Origin of the sequence: Azoarcus sp. TTM-91 (assembly GCF_012911025.1) — a bacterium.
GTDB lineage: Bacteria > Pseudomonadota > Gammaproteobacteria > Burkholderiales > Rhodocyclaceae > Azoarcus.
In genome coordinates this window covers 1-16,499 of the sequence record NZ_WUEI01000019.1, presented here as the reverse complement: position 1 = coordinate 16,499, position 16,499 = coordinate 1, and the positions used below count along the sequence as shown (strand labels likewise).

19 protein-coding genes are annotated in these 16,499 nt (G+C 70.3%); 11 read left to right on the top strand and 8 right to left on the bottom strand.

The annotated features are described in order from the left end of the window. Nucleotides 1-78: 78 nt before the first annotated feature. From GRF61_RS07870 to gloB, 7 genes are all read right to left on the bottom strand, one after another. Complete coding sequence (locus GRF61_RS07870) at nucleotides 79-600, bottom strand: DUF1097 domain-containing protein (RefSeq protein WP_169150122.1); 522 nt, start codon at nucleotides 598-600, stop codon at nucleotides 79-81. Nucleotides 601-752: 152 nt separating this feature from the next. Beyond that, nucleotides 753-1,715, bottom strand: coding sequence for a transporter (locus GRF61_RS07865; RefSeq protein WP_169150121.1), 963 nt, complete (start codon nucleotides 1,713-1,715; stop codon nucleotides 753-755). 138 nt (nucleotides 1,716-1,853) lie between these two features. Then, nucleotides 1,854-2,066, bottom strand: a complete 213-nt coding sequence (locus GRF61_RS07860; RefSeq protein WP_169150120.1) for a hypothetical protein — start codon at nucleotides 2,064-2,066, stop codon at nucleotides 1,854-1,856. Nucleotides 2,067-2,135: 69 nt separating this feature from the next. Further along, a complete protein-coding gene (locus tag GRF61_RS07855; RefSeq protein WP_169150119.1) occupies nucleotides 2,136-3,215 on the bottom strand; it encodes a WD40 repeat domain-containing protein in 1,080 nt (359 codons plus the stop codon). Continuing rightward, entirely contained in the window at nucleotides 3,212-4,195 is a 984-nt protein-coding gene (locus GRF61_RS07850) for a GTP-binding protein (protein WP_169150118.1), read from the bottom strand. The genes GRF61_RS07855 and GRF61_RS07850 overlap by 4 nt, the downstream gene beginning before the upstream one ends. After that, nucleotides 4,192-4,521, bottom strand: a complete 330-nt coding sequence (locus tag GRF61_RS07845; protein ID WP_169150117.1) for a hypothetical protein — start codon at nucleotides 4,519-4,521, stop codon at nucleotides 4,192-4,194. Before GRF61_RS07845 ends, GRF61_RS07850 begins: the two co-directional genes overlap by 4 nt. 284 nt (nucleotides 4,522-4,805) lie before the next feature. Then, nucleotides 4,806-5,576, bottom strand: coding sequence for a hydroxyacylglutathione hydrolase (gloB, locus tag GRF61_RS07840; protein ID WP_169150116.1), 771 nt, complete (start codon nucleotides 5,574-5,576; stop codon nucleotides 4,806-4,808). Between the two features lie 389 nt (nucleotides 5,577-5,965). On the opposite strand from gloB, the gene GRF61_RS07835 reads away from it, so the two are divergent. From GRF61_RS07835 to GRF61_RS07795, 9 genes are all read left to right on the top strand, one after another. Further along, a complete protein-coding gene (locus GRF61_RS07835) occupies nucleotides 5,966-6,781 on the top strand; it encodes a 4Fe4S-binding leucine-rich repeat protein (RefSeq protein ID WP_169150115.1) in 816 nt (271 codons plus the stop codon). A gap of 54 nt (nucleotides 6,782-6,835) precedes the next feature. Then, the gene (locus GRF61_RS07830; RefSeq protein WP_169150114.1) at nucleotides 6,836-7,831 is read left to right on the top strand and encodes a hypothetical protein; all 996 of its coding nucleotides are present in this window, start codon (nucleotides 6,836-6,838) and stop codon (nucleotides 7,829-7,831) included. Between the two features lie 156 nt (nucleotides 7,832-7,987). Continuing rightward, the gene (nifE, locus tag GRF61_RS07825) at nucleotides 7,988-9,481 is read left to right on the top strand and encodes a nitrogenase iron-molybdenum cofactor biosynthesis protein NifE (RefSeq protein WP_169150113.1); all 1,494 of its coding nucleotides are present in this window, start codon (nucleotides 7,988-7,990) and stop codon (nucleotides 9,479-9,481) included. Beyond that, entirely contained in the window at nucleotides 9,429-10,883 is a 1,455-nt protein-coding gene (gene nifN / locus GRF61_RS07820) for a nitrogenase iron-molybdenum cofactor biosynthesis protein NifN (RefSeq protein ID WP_248281156.1), read from the top strand. The genes nifE and nifN overlap by 53 nt, the downstream gene beginning before the upstream one ends. Continuing rightward, the gene (locus tag GRF61_RS07815; protein ID WP_169150112.1) at nucleotides 10,801-11,328 is read left to right on the top strand and encodes a NifB/NifX family molybdenum-iron cluster-binding protein; all 528 of its coding nucleotides are present in this window, start codon (nucleotides 10,801-10,803) and stop codon (nucleotides 11,326-11,328) included. Before nifN ends, GRF61_RS07815 begins: the two co-directional genes overlap by 83 nt. Beyond that, the gene (locus tag GRF61_RS07810; protein WP_169150111.1) at nucleotides 11,325-11,771 is read left to right on the top strand and encodes a SoxR reducing system RseC family protein; all 447 of its coding nucleotides are present in this window, start codon (nucleotides 11,325-11,327) and stop codon (nucleotides 11,769-11,771) included. The genes GRF61_RS07815 and GRF61_RS07810 overlap by 4 nt, the downstream gene beginning before the upstream one ends. Next, the gene (locus GRF61_RS07805) at nucleotides 11,768-12,253 is read left to right on the top strand and encodes a NifX-associated nitrogen fixation protein (protein WP_169150110.1); all 486 of its coding nucleotides are present in this window, start codon (nucleotides 11,768-11,770) and stop codon (nucleotides 12,251-12,253) included. Before GRF61_RS07810 ends, GRF61_RS07805 begins: the two co-directional genes overlap by 4 nt. Nucleotides 12,254-12,270: 17 nt before the next feature. Next, on the top strand, nucleotides 12,271-12,483 hold the full coding sequence (locus GRF61_RS07800) for a CCE_0567 family metalloprotein (RefSeq protein WP_133589997.1): 213 nt from the start codon (nucleotides 12,271-12,273) through the stop codon (nucleotides 12,481-12,483). Between the two features lie 180 nt (nucleotides 12,484-12,663). Next, nucleotides 12,664-13,056 carry a hypothetical protein gene (locus GRF61_RS07795; protein WP_169150109.1) on the top strand — a complete coding sequence of 131 codons (393 nt, stop codon included), beginning with the start codon at nucleotides 12,664-12,666 and terminating at the stop codon, nucleotides 13,054-13,056. 172 nt (nucleotides 13,057-13,228) lie between these two features. On the opposite strand, the gene GRF61_RS07790 is transcribed toward GRF61_RS07795, so the two are convergent. Then, complete coding sequence (locus tag GRF61_RS07790; RefSeq protein ID WP_169150108.1) at nucleotides 13,229-14,923, bottom strand: Na/Pi cotransporter family protein; 1,695 nt, start codon at nucleotides 14,921-14,923, stop codon at nucleotides 13,229-13,231. Between the two features lie 357 nt (nucleotides 14,924-15,280). Here GRF61_RS07790 and GRF61_RS07785 point away from each other — a divergent pair, with 357 nt between their 5' ends. After that, entirely contained in the window at nucleotides 15,281-15,604 is a 324-nt protein-coding gene (locus tag GRF61_RS07785; RefSeq protein WP_169150107.1) for an iron-sulfur cluster assembly accessory protein, read from the top strand. Between the two features lie 15 nt (nucleotides 15,605-15,619). Beyond that, nucleotides 15,620-16,499 (top strand): Fe-S cluster assembly protein NifU (gene nifU / locus GRF61_RS07780; protein ID WP_169150106.1); only part of this gene is annotated, 880 nt, incomplete at its 3' end.

The following is a 16,499-nucleotide window of genomic DNA, read 5'->3' as shown; positions in this document are numbered from 1 at the left end:
CGCGTCCCGCTTTGGGACGCCGGCCGGCCGGCGCTGACCGATTCTGGGACGCACCCGCGTAGCCATGCGCCGTGCGCCTCAGGCCGCCCGCGCCATCAGCGCCCCGCCCAGGCGGCCGGAGGCGTAGCCGAACAGCGCGCCCAGGGCCATGGACAGGGCGGTGACGATGAAGGCGTTCTCCAGCCCCGGGCTGGTGAGCGCTGCCAGGTTCATCTTTTCCGGCGTCTGCAGCAGGAAGGCGAAAGTGCTGGCGTAGCCATAGAAGCTGGCGGGGATGGTGGCCAGCGCCGGAATGCCGGCGGCCATGCACACCAGCCAGGCGGTGGCGAACACCACCGCCGCCGCCCAGCCCGGCGGCGTCAGCAGTTCGCCCAGCGGCACGGCGAGGATGACGATGGCGGCCAGCCAGGCCACGGCGGCGCCGAAGGTGTTGCACACCAGGGTGCTGCGCAGCGCCTGGGCGTTGCCGCCGGCCTGGAAGTAGCAGCCCCAGGCGACGAAGGCGGCCCAGATGAGCACCCCACCCACGGTGAGGAAGAGCCAGGTGGCGAAGCCACCGAGCAGACCGATGCTGAGCGAGAGCGCGGCGAGGCGGGACATTGCGGAACTCCTTGGGATGCGCCGGCGACGCCCTGGGGCCGCGGCTGAACAAAGCGGAAAGGGAAGCGGAAGAAAAAGGGCGCCGGGGCGGCTGCCCCGGCACCAGGCGCCCACCCGGGGCGCGAACGGGATCGTTGTGGCTGGTGATCGCCTCAGAACAGTTTCAGCCAGCGGAAGTTGAGCCGGCTGCGCTCGCGGAAGCCGTTCTCCACTGCCACGTCCTGGCCGTAGGTGAAGATCAGCTGGCCCTTGGGCTCGTAGAACCAGGCGGTGCCCACCTGGTACTTGGAGGTGCGCACGCGGTCGTCGCTGGATACGCCGTCCACCTTGGTTTCGCCGCCCCAGGTGTGGAAGTAGCCGGCGCGCACATCCCAGGCGTCGCTGAGCTTGTAGCGCAGCCAGCCCTGCACCTGGTACAGCGGGTCCTGCTTCAGCGTGGCGGAGTTGGGGCCGTACTCGTTGTTGTTGCCGAACACGGTGACGTCGGCATAGAGGTCGAGCAGCAGCTTGTCGGTGAGGCCGGTGATGTAGCCCAGTTGCAGCGTGCCCTTCCAGCGGTTCTCGCCAAGGTTGAGTGCGTCGTTCTTGTCGTAGTTGCCGGTGGGCAGATAGACGTAGGGCGTGATGGCGAAGTAGGTGTTGCTCTCCGGCTTCTCCACCAGCCAGAACACCGAGGCGAGGATGAGATCGCCGACGCCGCTGGCGCTGCCGGAAAGGTCGCCGCCCAGGTGCATGCGGCCGAAGGGCAGCAGGAACTGGGGGTTGATCGTCATGCCGGCGAACTTGGTGTAGTGCACGAAGCGGGCGATGCCGATGTCCGAATCCAGCTTGTTGCGGCCCGGCGCCTTGTCGCCATCCACGTAGAGGCGGTCGCGCTCCACATGCTGGTAGTAGAGCACCGCCAGATTGGTGCCTTCCGGCAGCGCGGTATCGTCGCCGGCGTCCATCTCCAGCGCCCAGGCGCCGCTGCTGGCCGCGGCCAGGCCCGCCGCCAGGCCCGCGGTACGCGCTGCGGCGCCCAGCGCGCCCGCCGCCGGCCGGCCCGGCGATTCCCCGTCAGGCTCCAGCGTGCGCCGCGCGCCGGGCATGACTTCCCCTTGGCTGTGTATAGCCATCTTCGACTCCTCTAGCTGTTGGCGTGCGCGGGCAGGCGAAACCGCCCGCGATGCGGCGCGGCCCTCTGCGGGGCCGGCGCGCTGTCTCCCGGTTCGCGCCGTGCTCGGCCGGCCCCGCGGCTGCGCGGGGCACGGTCCTCAGGGCTGGGTGACGATCTGCGGCGGCTCGGCCTCGGCCGGCCGGTTCTGCGCGATGTAACGCGCCGCCAGCAGCAGCACGCCCATGGCGAAGTCGCGGCCGTAGCCGGCGATCATCTGTTCCGAGATGGCCGCCACCTGCTCGAAGAAGGCGTCCTTGGCATCGGCTTCGGCCGTGTCCTGGGCGCCAGGGGTGAAGGTCTGCTTGTCCATCGCTGTCTCCTCTTGGTTTCTTATGGGTGTGTCTGGTGTGTCTTGTTGCCTTGTCCGGCCCGCGACGCCTCAGGCCGTGCGGGCCATGGTCAGGATCTCGGCCGGTACCGCCACCACCGCGGCATCGCCCTGCTGCGTGCCCAGCGCCAGCGCGCCGCCATCCGGCGCCCAGGCCAGCGCTTCCACCGGCCCGCCGCCCGAGCCTTTGACGAACAGGCTGTGCTGCCCGCCCGGCCGGCACAGCAGCACCGCGCCGTTGTGGTAGCCCACCGCCGCCACCGCGCGCGCCGGATGCCAGGCCAGCGCGGTGACCGGCACCCGGCTGGGGTAGCCGAACTCGATGCGGCCGGCGGCCGGCCGCGGCTGGTCCAGATCCCAGGCGGCCACCATGGGCCCGCCGCCGGCAGCGAGCAGATGGCCGCGGGCAGCGAAGGCAAGGCCGCGCGGCTGGCCGGCGTGGCCTTCGAACAGGAAATGGCGGCCGTCGCCCAGCCGCCAGCAGCCCACCGCGTTCTCCTGCAGGCCGCTGGCGAGGAAGCGGCCGTCGGCGCTCCAGGCCAGGCTGCGGTGATAGCCGGGCGCGTCCAGCCGGCGCAGCGACCTGTCCGCCGCCGACCACAGGGAAACGCCGCCGTGGCCGGCGATGGCCAGCCTGCCGCCAGCGGGGTCGAAGGCCAGCGCGGTGACGCCGCAGGGTAGCGCCAGCTCGATCACCTCGTCCTCCAGCTCCGGCCCTTGCAGCCACACCCGCTTGCCGCTGGCGCAGGCGCGCAGCCCGCGGGCGCCGGCGGCGACCCGGTCCAGCCACTCGCCGGGATGGCGCGCCAGTTCCTCGGCGTAGGCGCGCGGCGGCAGGATGCACAGCAGGCGGCCGTCGTCGCCGCCGCTGAGGAAGCAGCCGTCGGCGCTGGCCGCCAGCGCCAGGCAGGCGCCCTCATGGGCGGGAACGCGCTGCAGCTCGCGCGGCACCGCCGGTGGCCGGCCGCCGCGCGGCTGCAGCGGGCCGCCCAGCGCCACTGCGCCGTCGCCCAGGGCGAAGGCCACCCGGCCACCCTGGCGCGCCCAGGCCAGCGCCACCACCGGCACCTCCAGCCGCCAGCGCTCGCCCAGCAGCTCCAGCAGCGGCGGCATTGCGGCGGGCGCGTTCATGCCGCCACCTGACAGGCGTCCAGCCCGGCCTGCAACGACAGGCCGGCAAGGTCGTGGCCGATGAACACCAGCCGGCTGTCGCGCGCCTCGCCGCTGTGCCAGGGGCGGTCGAAGTCGCTGTCCATCATCATGTGCACGCCCTGGAAGACGAAGCGCCGCTCCGCGCCGGCGAGGGCGACGATGCCCTTGCTGCGCAGCAGGCGGTCGCCGCATTCGGCCACCAGCCGCTGCAGCCAGCCGAGGAAGCGCTGGCGCTCCAGCGGCCGTTGCAGCACCACCGACACGCACTCCAGGCCATCGCTGTGGCGGCCGGGCGCCACCGCCCGGTAGTAGCGCTCGCCGCCGCCGGCCGGTAGCGCCAGCCGCGGCAGTTCGAAGGCGCCCTGGTCCAGCAGCTGCGCCGCCGGCACCGCGCCGCCCACGCTGCGCTGCAGGCTGGCGCCGGGGTTGAGGCGGGCGATCTCCGCCTCCACCGCCGCCAGCGTGTCCGCCTCCGCCAGTTCGGCCTTGTTCACCACCACGCAACTGGCGTGGGCGAGCTGCACGCCGGCCTCGCGGGTGCGCGCCAGGCTGGCGAGAAAGTGGCGGGCATCGACCACGCAGACCACGCCATCCACCCGCGCGGACTGGCGGATCTCGTCGTCCGCCATGAAGGACTGCACCACCGGCGCCGGGTCGGCCAGGCCGGTGGTCTCGATCAGGATGCCGTCGAAGCGGCCGCGGCGCTTGAGCAGGCCGCCGACCACCCGGATGAGGTCGCCGCGCACCTTGCAGCAGATGCAGCCGTTGTTGAGCTCCAGCACCTCTTCCTCGGCGCCGACCACCAACTCGCCGTCTATGCCGATCTCGCCGTACTCGTTGACGATGACGGCGTAGCGGCGGCCGCTGGTGCGCAGCAGGTGGTTGAGCAGGGTGGTCTTGCCGGCGCCGAGGAAGCCGGTGAGCACGGTGACCGGCAGGCGCTCCGGCGCGGCGCTCATGACAGCCTCCCGCCAGCCTCGGCGGCATTGACCGCGTCCAGCATGGCCAGCAGTTCCTCGCGCTGCTGTTCCAGCGCGTCCAGCTGCGCCTCGGCGGCGCTCAGCGCCTGCCGCAACTCGGTGACCCCGCCAGCGCCACGCAGCAGCGAGCCCTGCTCCAGCGCGCCCTGCAGCTCGATGTCGGCGCCGGCGCGGCGGGTTTCGGCGCGCAGGTGCATGGCGTTGATCTCCACCAGCTCCGCCACCAGCCGCACCCGCCAGTGCGCCCGGCCGGCGAAGTCCAGCGCGTGCGGCTTGCATTCCGCCAGTTCGGCCGCGCTCAGCATGGCCGCGCTCCGGCCCCGGCGGAGATACGCCTCCCCGCCGCCTCTCTGTTGGCTGCTTTCATCGTCTCCTCCCGCGCATGGACTGCGCTGTGCCGCCTGCTCAGCAACTTCCAAGCCATGCCGTTCAGGCTGGGAGAAAATGAAATAACAAACTGTATTTAAATGATTTTATTTGACGGACCGCTGCCGGCTGGCGGGAAGCCCGGCCGCCCTGTCCGAGAATCGGACGCCCCGGCGGCGGCGATGCCGCGGCGCTGTCCGAAAACGCGACGCGGCCCGCCGGCCTAGAACACGTTCTTCCACTCCCGCAGCAGCGCGAAGGTCTCCGCCTCGTCCGCCGGCATCCGGCCGCCGTGGGCGGCCACCCGCTCGCGTACCGGGGCGGCGGCACAGCGCAGGAAGGGGTTGGTGTCCAGCTCGTCGCGCAGCAGCGAGGGCACGGTGGGCAGGCCGGCTTCGCGCCGCGCCGCCATCCAGCGCTGGCGCGCCTGCAGCGCACGGTTGTCCGGCTCCACCGCGAGGGCGAAGCGGGCATTGGCCAGGCTGTACTCATGGGCGCAGTAAACCTGGGTGACCGGCGGCAGCGCCGCCAGCCGCGCCAGCGAGGCATGCATCTGCGCCATCGTGCCCTCGAACACCCGGCCGCAGCCGCAGGGAAACAGGGTGTCGCCGCAGAACAGACGGGCGCCGTCGTAATAGGCGATGTGCCCGCGGGTATGGCCCGGCAGCGCCAACACCTCGAAACCGGCGTGGCCGTCGAAGGGCGCCAGCCGGTCGCCGTCCGCCAACGGCCGGGTGACGGTCGGGATGCCCTCCAGCGCCGGGCCGTACACCGGCACCGGCTGGTCCGCCAGCAGTGCGGCGACGCCGCCGACATGGTCCGCATGGTGGTGGGTGAGCAACACCGCCCGCAGCTTCAGCCCGCCGCCCTCCAGCGCCGCCAGCACCGGCGCGGCGTCGCCGGGGTCCACCACCACCGCCTGCCGGCCCAGGCTCATCAGCCAGATGTAGTTGTCGTCGAAGGCGGGAATCGCCCGCAGCCTGATGTCCGTCATGGCCTTGCCCCGCCCGGCCGACCGGCCTTGGCATGAGAGTGCTGCTCGCATTGCTGTCTCCTGTGGAATCGAGGGCGCCTGTGGCGGCGTCTGCGCCTCCATTGCAAGGGCCGCGCCAAACCGGCGCCGGCGGCGCAAAGCCAGTCGCGGCGCGGCTTTGGCCGCCACCGCCGGGCGGTGCGGGGCAGGCCGGCGTCCGAGAATCGGACAGCGTCCGGGCGCCGGCGTCGCGGGCTGGCACGTTCGCCGCCGGCGGCAAGCCGCTCTAGCGCAATCGCCACAATCCGCCCCGCGCTTTGTCGCAATTGCCCCAAAAACCACTCGCCGGCGGGCAGCCAAACCTTGAAGGACAAGGGCTTATCGCGGTTGGCATGCCGCTTGCGGCTGGCATGGGAGAACGTCAACCCACCTACGCAGAGCGCACGCTCCCTATCGCCTTGGACTACGAATCCGACGCCCCGCCGGCCGGCCACGGCGACTACGCACCGCCCGCCAACCCCTGTACGCAGTGCGAGCTGCGCGAGGACACCCTGCCCAAGGGCCGCTGCGGGCCGGGCGACGCCTGCCTGTTCGTCTACAGCGGCCGCCAGATCGACCGCTTCCTCGCGCGCAATCCCGAGTGGGCGGAGTTCTGCCTGGACGATCCCTTCTGGGAACGGCGCGCCATCGCCGTGCGCTATGCGCCGCAGGCGGCGGCAATGCGGCTGGAGCACGACGAGGACGAGGTGGTGCGCCGCGCGGTGGCGGTGCGGGCCGAGGGCGAGGTGCTGGAGCGCATGGCGCGCGACCCCGACCGCGAGGTGCGCATCACCGTCGCCACCCGCATGCCGCCCGCCGGCCTCGCCCGCATGCTGCGCGACCCTGACTACGGCGTGCGCATCCATGTCGCCCGCCGCCTGCCCCACGGCCAGCTGCCGCAGATGGTGGACGACCCCGACCCGGCGGTGCGCAAGGAGATCGCCCGCCGCCTGCCGGCCTTCGCCCTGGGCAAGCTGGCCGCCGACCCGGAGCCGGAAGTGCGCGCCCTGGCCGCCAGCCGCATGCTGCCGGCCGACGCCGCCCAGCTGCTCGCCGACCCGGAGTGGCTGGTACGCGCCGCCGCCGTGCAGCAGGCCCCGCTGGAGGCGCTCCCCGCGGTGCTGGACGACCCGGAGCCCGACGTCCGCCTGCTCGCCGCCGAACGCCTGTCCGCCGGCCCGAGCTGAGGCTCCGCGCCCCACCCGTTTCCCGATGCACCACGCCTAACCGAGGACCGCGCCATGACCGACGCCCCCGCCACCCTGCCCGTTTCCGCCACCGCGGCCGACAGCGGCAAGTTTCCCGCCACGCTGACCGAGACGGTGTTCCGCCTGTGCGCCACCATCGCCCCGGTTCCGGGGCACGCCGCCCTGCTCGACGCCCTGCGGCGCGAGGGCGGCCCGGAGTTCGTGCCGCGGCTGTCGCGCGGCGGCTGGTTCCGGCCCGGCCGCATCCTGGACGCCAGCGGCGCCACGGTGGCCGAAGACGCACTGGCCTGGCTGGAGCAGGCCTGGGCCGAGTGCAGCGAGGATGGCGACGTCTTCCTCGAACACCACGCCGATGCCGGCCTCACGGTGACGCTGGAACAGGGCGTGAGCCATTACTTCGTCGCTCCCTGGGGCAGCGGCCCGGCAGACTACCTGCAGCTGGAGATCGAGGAGCTGCAGGAGGTGGCCAGCCACAGACTCACCGCCATCACCGACACGCCGGCCACCGCCGAGGCCTTGCTCGACCGCCCGGCCGACAGCCCGCCACCGCTGCCGCTGGGCCCCTCCCGCTACAACTTCCGCCGCCTGGTCGACATCGCCGCCTATCTCGGCCGCATGGCCGAACAGAGCGGCAAGCCGGCGCCGGTGCTGCGCTTCCTCGGCGAATGGCAGGCCAGCAGCGCCGGCCAGCAGACGCGCTTCTGCGATCGCTGGGTGCTAGCCCTGTCCGAGCACCTGGACCGCTACCGCCAGACCCGCTACGCCGCCTCGCCGGTGGCCGTCCACCCGCCGGCCTGGAGCGCGCCCGCCACCCCCAGCCGCGGCACCGCGCTGGCGCAGCAGCTGCACGAGTTCGATCGCGCCGCCGGCTATGGCTTCGCCTGGTACTTCCACCTGCTGGCCGGCCGCCGCGTGCCGCGCAACCTGACGGCCGAGGTGTTCGCCGACCTGGCAGACGGCCTCGCCTACCTGCCGGAGCGCGACGCCGCGCTGGTGCGGCAATGGATGCACCAGCCCTACGCGCTGTAAGCCACGCGGCTGTCGTGTGGCCGGCCGCACATTGTCGGCTTCGCGACAGCCGCTCTACCAAAAATACATTCGCTTTTTCATTCACTTAGGAACAAACATCGAGGCGGCACGGAGCTTGCACGTTGCCCTCCACTACTGCCGACGGAGTCCCCCGACATGAAAGCCTCCGATATCGCCGCCCTGATGGACGAACCCGCCTGTGCGCACAACAAGAAGGAGAAATCCGGCTGCGCACGGCCCAAGCCCGGCGCTTCCGCCGGCGGTTGCGCCTTCGACGGCGCACAGATCGCCCTGCTGCCCATCGCCGACGTCGCCCACGTGGTGCACGGCCCCATCGCCTGTGCCGGCAACTCCTGGGACAACCGCGGCACCCGCTCGTCCGGCCCCACGCTGTTCAGGATCGGCATGACCACCGACCTGTCGGAGCAGGACATCATCATGGGCAAGGCGGAAAAGCGCCTGTTTCACGGTATCAAGCAAGCCATAGACCGCTACCAGCCACCTGCGGTGTTCGTCTACAACACCTGCGTGCCGGCGCTGATCGGCGACGACATCGAGGCGGTGTGCAAGGCCGCCGCCGAGCGCTGGGGCGTGCCGGTGGTGCCCATAGACTGCGCCGGCTTCTACGGCACCAAGAACCTGGGCAACCGCATCGCCGGCGAAGCCATGGTGAAGCACGTCATCGGCACCCGCGAGCCGGAGCCGGTGCCGCCGGAGGCGATTCCGCCCGGCATCAGGATCCACAACATCAACCTCATCGGCGAATACAACATCGCCGGCGAGCTGTGGTACCTCACCCCGCTGTTCGAGGAACTGGGCCTGCGCGTGCTCTGTACCCTGTCCGGCGACGCCCGCTTCCACGAGGTGCAGACCATGCACCGCGCCGAGGTGAGCATGCTGGTGTGCGCCAAGGCGATGATCAACGTCGCCCGCAAGATGGAGGAGCAGTACGGCGTGCCCTGGTTCGAGGGCAGCTTCTACGGCATCACCGACACCTCGCAGGCGCTGCGCGACATCGCCCGCATCATCGGCGACCCCGACCTCATCGAGCGCACCGAGAAGCTGATCGCCCGCGAGGAAGCCCGGGTGCGCGGCGAGCTGAACGTGTGGCGGCCGCGGCTGGAAGGCAAGCGGGTGCTGTTGTTCACCGGCGGGGTGAAATCCTGGTCGGTGGTCTCGGCACTGCAGGACCTGGGCATGAACGTGGTCGCCAGCGGCACCAAGAAATCCACCGAGGAAGACAAGGCCCGCATCCTGGAGCTGATGGGTGACAACACCATCATGCTGGAGAGCGAGGGCGCCCGCGACCTGCTGAACGCGGTGTACAACCTCAAGGCCGACATCCTGATCGCCGGCGGCCGCAACCTCTACACCGCGCTCAAGGCCCGCCTGCCCTTCCTCGACATCAACCAGGAACGGGAATTCGGCTACGCCGGCTACGAGGGCATGAAGGAGCTGGTGCGCCAGCTGGCGCTGACGCTGGAATCGCCGGTGTGGGACGCGGTGCGCAAGCCGGCGCCGTGGTCGAGCAAGGCCATGGTGATCGCCGGGCCGGAGATGGGCGACAGCCCGGATGCCGGCGACGGCCCGGACGAGCATGCCCACGACCACGACGATCACCACCACGCGCCCGCCGGCGCCGCCGCCTGAGGACGCCGCGATGGCCGAGATCGTCCGCCACCCCAAGGCCCTGTCGGTCAGCCCGCTGAAGTCCTCCGCGCCCGCCGGCGCGGCGCTGGCCTTCCTCGGCATCAACCGCGGCATGCCCATCTTCCACGGTTCGCAGGGATGCACCGCCTTCGCCAAGGTGTTCTTCGTGCGCCACTTCCGCGAGCCGGTGCCGCTGCAGACCACCGCGATGGACCAGGTCGCCACCGTGATGAACGCCGACGACAACGTGGTCCAGGCGCTGGCCACCGTGTGCGGCAAGAGCAAGCCGTCGCTGGTCGGTCTCGCCACCACCGCGCTGTCGGAAACCCAGGGCACCGATATCCACCGCCTGGTCAAGGATTTCCGCAGCCGCTACCCGCAGTACGACCACATTCCGGTGGCGGCGGTGAACACGCCGGACTTCAACGGCTGCCTGGAAACCGGCTACGCCGCCGCGGTGAAGGGCATGCTGGAGGCCACCGTGCCCACCACTGCCGGCACCGGCATCGTCGGCCGCCGGCCGCGCCAGATCAACCTGCTGCTGGGCAGCCACCTGACGCCGGGCGACGTCGAGGCCATCAAGGAATGGGTGGAGCTGTTCAACCTGCGGCCGGTGGCGGTGCCCGACCTCGCCGACTCGCTGGACGGCCACCTGATCCCGGAAGACACCACCCCGGTGACCCTGGGCGGCACGCCGGTCTCCGAACTGCCGACGCTGGGCGAGGCGCGCGCCACCATCGTCATCGGCCGCTCGCTGAACGCCGCCGCCGATGTGCTGGCCAGCCGCACCGGCGTGCCCGACCACCGCTTCGACGGCCTGGTCGGGCTGGAGGCCTGCGACCGCTTCACCGCGCTGCTGGCCGAGATCGCCGGGGTGCCGGTGCCGGAGAAGCTGGAGCGCCACCGCGCCCAGCTGCAGGACGCGATGGTGGACACCCACTTCATGACCGGCCTGCGCCGCGTCGCCATCGCCGCCGACGCCGACCTGCTGCTGCAGCTCGCCACCCTGGTCCACGGCATGGGCAGCGAGATCGTCGCCGCGGTGGCGCCGGTGAAGGCGCCCTGCCTCGCCGACCTGCCTGCCACCCAGGCCCACATCGGCGACCTGGAAGACCTGGAAGACCTGGCCCGCGCCGGCCAGGCGGAACTCATCATCGCCAACTCGCACGCAGCCGCCACCGCCGAGCGGCTGGGCGTGCCGCTGCTGCGCGCCGGCATGCCGCAATACGACCTCGTCGGCGGTTACTGCAAGACATGGGTGGGCTACCGGGGTACCCGGCAAGCCCTGTTCGATCTGGCCAACCTGGTGTTGCAACATCATGAGTCCATCGCTCCCCATCGATCTCGATACAACCAGCGAAACGATCCCCCGTCGGCGGCAGCTGCGGCTGGTGGGCACTGACGTGGCGGCCCCGGTCATGGACGGCGTGCGCGTCGCCTTCGCCAGCACCGACCGCAGCACGGTGAACCAGCACTTCGGCGCCACCGAGGCCTTCGCCATCTTCGAGATCGGCCCCGGTTCCTCGCAGCTGGTGGAAGTCACCGAGTTCCTCGACACCGCGCAGGACGGCAACGAGAACAAGCTGCCGGCCAAGATCGCCACCCTCAGCGGCTGCGCCGCGGTGTATTGCCTGGCGGTCGGCGCCTCGGCGGTTAAGCAGCTGCTGGCCTCCGGCGTGCAGCCGATACGGGTAGAGGAAGGCGCCTGCATAGACCGGCTGATCGGCGACCTGCAAGGCGAACTCGCCAGCGGCCCCGGCGGCTGGCTGGCCAAGGCGGTGAAAGCCCGCCAGCCGGCGGACAGCAGCCGCTTCGATGCCATGGAAGCCGAGGGCTGGCAGGAATGATGACGCGCAGCGGCGAAGTGATCGCCATCGCCGACGACAGCCTGGTGGTGCGCTTCGAGCGCGCCTCGGCCTGTGGCAACTGCCGTTCCTCCCACGTCTGCGCCGGCAGCAACGCCACCGAGCTGGTGGTCCCCGCCAGCGACGCCCAGGCCCACCGCGTGGGCGAAACCGTGCAGGTGAACCTGGACAGCGGCACCACCTACCGCGCCATCGCGGTGGCCTACCTGCTGCCGCTGGCCGGCCTGCTGCTGGGCATGGCCATCGCCTCCCAGCTCGCGCTGGCCGAGAGCGCGATCGCGCTCTCCAGCTTCGGCGGCCTGGGCGCCGGCTTCCTGCTCTCGCGCCGCCTCTCCCGCCTGCCCGGCCTGCGTCCGCAGCCTGCGCTGCTGGAACAAATCCCAACCGCTGCAACAGAACCCGACGACAAGGAGTCGCCACGATGATCACCATCGACACCAACACCGCTCCCGCGGCCGAACTGAGCCCGGAACTGGCCGAGACCGACTTCATCAAGGAGATGAATCGCCAGACCCGCGCGCTGGACAGCTACGGCACCTACGACGGCTGGCCCACCGACAAGGTGCTCGCGCCCTACATCCTGACCAAGGAACAACGCCGCCAGATCCCGGTGGTGGGCGATCCGGACGACGTCACCATCGCCCGCGTGAAGGCCTTCCACAACGCCATCGCCGCGCTGATCGAGAAGGAATGCGGCCTGATGGCGGTGCCGATGATCAACATCACCCACGAAGGCTTCGGCCGCGGCGTGATCACCGTCGGCAAGCTGGTGGTGCTGGACCGCACCCTGCGCGACGTGCATCGCTTCGGCTTCGACAGCTATTCGAAGATGAAGGACGAAGCCGACAAATACCTGTCGGTGGCGCTGGAACTCATCGGCAAGTACCCAGAAGTCGCCGGGCTCTGATCACGGAGGAGACCACCATGACGGAAGAGGAAATCAAGGACCTCGAGAAGGAAGTGAAGAAGCTGAAGCGCATCTCGCAGGAATGGGCTTCCCAGCTGCACGACCTGGTCGAAGACCGCCTGCCGGCGGGCTACGAGGAGATCCCCGGCATCGCGCAGTCCACCTACGACGCCTGCAAGGCCTGGGCGGACGCCAGCAAGCGCCTGTCGGCGGCGACTGCCACCGCCTGAGCGGCGGGCGCGGCAGGGGACGCGCCGGCGCGCGTCCCTCCGCAGCGCCGCCGGAGCCGTCACCGCCCGCCGGGGCCAGCTCTGCTGGCCCGGCGCCGCAACTCCCGCCTCGCCGCACCTTCCCGGCGACCGAGCCCTCGCGCCGGTCGCCTTTCCCGCATTGCCTCAGCATGGAATGCCATGGGCTTACTCACCCTCATCGTCTATCACAAGCAGGCCACCAGCGCCCGCCTGCGCTTCGTCCGCTTCCCGCAATCGGTGATCGCCGCCAGCCTGGAGATCGAGGGCGACCCAGCCATCGTCTCCCCCCATCCCGGCCCGTTGGTCACCCAGGCCGCCAGCCGCCTCGGCCTGCCGGCGGGCGAGTTGCGCGTCGATCCGGAATTCCGCTCCCGCATGCTGATGCCGGAAGGCAGCGCCACCGTATGGCTGGGCGAACTCACCGCCACCGATCCACCGTTCGAGGCGGTGGACAAGGCCGGCGGGCGCTTCGCGCTGCTGACCGAGCTGGCGGGCATCCCGGATACCGAGCGGGACGTGATGCGGGACGTGTACGAGCACATCCTGGGCTGAGTGCTGGGGTTTGGGCGTGGGGCTGGCGCTGAAGGGCCGAGCGCAGAGGCCGCCAGGACGGTTTTCCAAGCTGGACGGGTAGCGCTCGAGGGGCGTCTCGGAGCAACCCGACTGGTCCCGCCGGTGGTTTTCCCCCTCTCCCCCAACCCCTCTCCCGCGAGGGAAGCAAGCCTCAGCCCGAATGCGGCCGCAGCCCGTCCGCCGCAGCCGGCTCCTCGCTCGCCCTCGCCTCCGGCTTCAAGCGGCTGTCGCGCAGCTCGCCCCTGGCATCCAGCACCGGATAAGCCGCCGCGCACAGGTGAGAGTGGATGCGCTTGAGATCGCGCAGCACGTCCAGGTGCAGCGAACTGGTCTCCAGGCTCTCCGGCCGGCCCTCGCGCAGGCGCGCCATGTGGCTCTCGCCGGCGGCCTGTTCGATCTCCCGCAGCCGCGTCTTTTCCTCCAGCAGCTGGCGCGCCACCCGGGCGTCGCCGGTGAGGAAGGCGCTGGCGGCGAGCTTGAAGTTGGCGGCGATGTGCTGGTGCATGGCCTCCAGCTCGGCCGCGCCCTCGCGGGAGAATTCCAGGCGGTGCTTGATCTTCTTCGCCGCCAGCTCCATCAGGTTCTTGTCGACGATGTCGCCGACATGCTCCAGGTTGATGGACAGCGACATGATCTCCATCGCCCGCTGGCCCTCGTGCTCCTCCAGGCTGCCGCGGGTGAGCTGGATCACGTAGAGCTTGATCGCCTCGTGCAGGCGGTCCACCGCGTCGTCCATCGCCGACACCTCGGCCACCAGCTTGCGATCGTTGCTCAGCAGGGCGTTCATGCCACGGTGGAACATGCCTTCCACCACGTCGCCCATGTGCAGCGTCTCGCGGGCAGCGCAGGCCAGCGCCACCGCCGGGGTGTCGAGGGCAGCAGCATCCAGGTAGAGCGGCGTGCCGGGGTCGGAGGGTGCCGCCCGCTCCGGCAGGAAGCGCTCCAGCAGCCGCGCCAGCGGGTTGAGCAGCGGCAGGAAGAGCAACGCCATCGCCAGGTTGAAGAGGATGTGGAAGTCCGCCGCCACCCGCACCGGCTGGGGATCGACGCTCGCCAGCCAGTCCGCCACCGGGCCGAGGAAGGGCAGCAGCAACAGGCAGCCGGCGAGGCGGTTGAGCAGGTTGCCCAGCGGCAGGCGGCGCGAGGCCGGGTTGCCGGCGGCGCCGCCCTCGAACAGCGGATTCAGCGCGGCGCCGAGGTTGGCGCCCAGCACCATCGCCAGCGCCGCCTCGACGCCGATCAGCTGCGACTGCGCCAGCGACATCACCAGCAGCACCACCGCCACGCTGGAGTGCGCCGCCCAGGTCAGCAGCGCGCCGATCAGCAGGCAGACCAGCGCCTCGTTGGTGGCGGCGGCGAACACATCCCGCACCAGCGGCGAATGCTCCACCGGCGCCAGGCTGTTCAGCAGCAGGTGCAACGACAGCAGCATCAGCCCCAGGCCGATGGCGACCCGCCCCAGATCCCGGGTGCGGGTGCGCGCGCCACGGCGGAAGGCGACCACGCCCACCACCAGCAGCATGGGTGCCAGCGCGGAAACGTTGAAGGACAGCAACTGCACGATGAGGCTGGTGCCGATGTTGGCGCCCAGCATGGTGGCCAGCGCCGGCACCAGGCTGATGACGCCGCCGGCGGCGAAGGAGGTCAGCATCAGCGCGGTGGCGGTACTGCTCTGGAGCAATGCGGTAATGCCGAGACCGGCGGCCAGGGCCTTGAAACGGTTGCGCAGCGCGCCGCCCAGCGTGCGCCTGAGGTCGGCGCCAAAGGCGCGCACGATGCCGCTGTGGACCATGTGCAGCCCCCACAGCAGCAGGGCCACCCCACCCATCATGTCGAGCAGAACCATAGGTCGTCCCTCCTCCGCCAGGCGGCTAGCGTATTACGTATTACCTTTCCGCACACTCCTGCGGCAAACGGGGTGCCCGGCCCGCCGGCCATTCATTGTTTGTACGGGGCGCCAGCGATTCGTTTCCTGCGCATCCGTGGCCGCATTCCAGTGCGCATGCGCAAGGCGAAAGTCATGCTGACAGAAGGGTTTTTAGCCGGCATGTCACAAAACCGACAATGGCCGTGGCGCGTCCCCTTCGCGACATGGCACATGCACAACAAATCCTTTAAAACCAGCAAGATACGTTTTCATCCGTGATGGCATAGCCTTTGCACCATGTTCGGCGACACACCCTCTTCCCCAGGAGAACCGAACATGATCAACCTCACCCCCAGCGCGCTGCAGGCTGTCAGCCGTTTCATCTCCACCTCCGCCGACCCGGTTGCCGGTCTGCGCATCCATGTGCAGGGCGGCGGCTGCTCCGGCCTGCAGTACGGCATGAAGTTGGAAGCCGAGAAGGCGGAAGACGACATGGTCGTCGAGATGGGCGGCGTGACCCTGCTGGTCGATCCCTACTCCGCCCCGATGCTGGACGGCGTCACCGTCGATTTCGTCGACTCTCTGTCCGGCTCCGGCTTCAAGTTCGAAAACCCGAATGCCTCCGGCGGCTGCGCCTGTGGCCAGTCCTTCTCCGCCTGATACCGGGAGAGCGCCATGTGGGATTACTCCGAAACCGTCAAGGAACACTTCTACAACCCGCGTAACGCCGGCCCGCTGCCGGATGCCAACGCCATCGGCGAAGTGGGCTCCATCTCCTGCGGCGACGCGCTGCGGCTGATGCTGAAGGTGGATCCGGCCAACGAAACCATCCTGGATGCTTCCTTCCAGACCTTTGGCTGCGGCTCGGCCATCGCCTCCAGCTCGGCGCTGACCGAGATCATCAAGGGCAAGACCCTGGAGCAGGCGCTGGAAGTATCCAACCAGGACATCGCCGACTTCCTCGGCGGCCTGCCGCCCGAGAAGATGCACTGCTCGGTGATGGGCCGCGAAGCCCTGCAGTCCGCCGTCGCCAACTACCGCGGCGAGGAATGGAAGGACGACCACGAAGAAGGCGCGCTGATCTGCAAGTGCTTCGCGGTGGACGCGGTGATGATCGAAGAGACTATCCGCGCCAACAACCTGTGCAGCGTCGAGCAGGTGACCAACTACACCAAGGCCGGCGGCGGCTGCTCCTCCTGCCACGAAGGCATCGAGGAGATCCTCGCCAAGGTACTGGCCGAGCGCGGCGAGGACTTCAAGCCGGCGCCGCCGCCGGAGAAGAAGGTGCCGGGCAAGCTCAGCACGCTGGAGCGCATCCGCAAGATCGAGCAGGTCATCGAGAAGGCCCGCCCCAACCTGCAGCGCGACCACGGTGACATCGAGCTGGTGGATGTGGATGGCAAGAACATCTACGTGTCCATGAAGGGCGCCTGCGCCGGCTGCCAGATGGAAGCGGCCACGCTGGGCGGCGTGCAGGCGCAGATGGTCGAGGCCCTGGGTGAGCTGGTGAAGGTCATCCCGGTGAAGGCCACCGCCAAGTTCGCCCCCAACACCC

Bases quoted from the DNA above. Each gene is read 5' to 3' on its own strand.
- GRF61_RS07835 (WP_169150115.1), top strand. From the start codon at position 5,966: ATGGGAGAACGTCAACCCACCTACGCAGAGCGCACGCTCCCTATCGCC.
- GRF61_RS07830 (WP_169150114.1), top strand. From the start codon at position 6,836: ATGACCGACGCCCCCGCCACCCTGCCCGTTTCCGCCACCGCGGCCGAC.
- GRF61_RS07855 (WP_169150119.1), bottom strand. From the start codon at position 3,215: ATGAACGCGCCCGCCGCAATGCCGCCGCTGCTGGAGCTGCTGGGCGAG.
- GRF61_RS07870 (WP_169150122.1), bottom strand. From the start codon at position 600: ATGTCCCGCCTCGCCGCGCTCTCGCTCAGCATCGGTCTGCTCGGTGGC.
- GRF61_RS07860 (WP_169150120.1), bottom strand. From the start codon at position 2,066: ATGGACAAGCAGACCTTCACCCCTGGCGCCCAGGACACGGCCGAAGCC.
- gloB (WP_169150116.1), bottom strand. From the start codon at position 5,576: ATGACGGACATCAGGCTGCGGGCGATTCCCGCCTTCGACGACAACTAC.
- GRF61_RS07805 (WP_169150110.1), top strand. From the start codon at position 11,768: ATGATCACCATCGACACCAACACCGCTCCCGCGGCCGAACTGAGCCCG.
- nifE (WP_169150113.1), top strand. From the start codon at position 7,988: ATGAAAGCCTCCGATATCGCCGCCCTGATGGACGAACCCGCCTGTGCG.
- GRF61_RS07800 (WP_133589997.1), top strand. From the start codon at position 12,271: ATGACGGAAGAGGAAATCAAGGACCTCGAGAAGGAAGTGAAGAAGCTG.
- GRF61_RS07815 (WP_169150112.1), top strand. From the start codon at position 10,801: ATGAGTCCATCGCTCCCCATCGATCTCGATACAACCAGCGAAACGATC.
- GRF61_RS07850 (WP_169150118.1), bottom strand. From the start codon at position 4,195: ATGAGCGCCGCGCCGGAGCGCCTGCCGGTCACCGTGCTCACCGGCTTC.
- GRF61_RS07790 (WP_169150108.1), bottom strand. From the start codon at position 14,923: ATGGTTCTGCTCGACATGATGGGTGGGGTGGCCCTGCTGCTGTGGGGG.
- nifN (WP_248281156.1), top strand. From the start codon at position 9,429: ATGCCCACGACCACGACGATCACCACCACGCGCCCGCCGGCGCCGCCG.
- GRF61_RS07795 (WP_169150109.1), top strand. From the start codon at position 12,664: ATGGGCTTACTCACCCTCATCGTCTATCACAAGCAGGCCACCAGCGCC.
- GRF61_RS07810 (WP_169150111.1), top strand. From the start codon at position 11,325: ATGATGACGCGCAGCGGCGAAGTGATCGCCATCGCCGACGACAGCCTG.
- GRF61_RS07845 (WP_169150117.1), bottom strand. From the start codon at position 4,521: ATGCTGAGCGCGGCCGAACTGGCGGAATGCAAGCCGCACGCGCTGGAC.
- GRF61_RS07865 (WP_169150121.1), bottom strand. From the start codon at position 1,715: ATGGCTATACACAGCCAAGGGGAAGTCATGCCCGGCGCGCGGCGCACG.
- GRF61_RS07785 (WP_169150107.1), top strand. From the start codon at position 15,281: ATGATCAACCTCACCCCCAGCGCGCTGCAGGCTGTCAGCCGTTTCATC.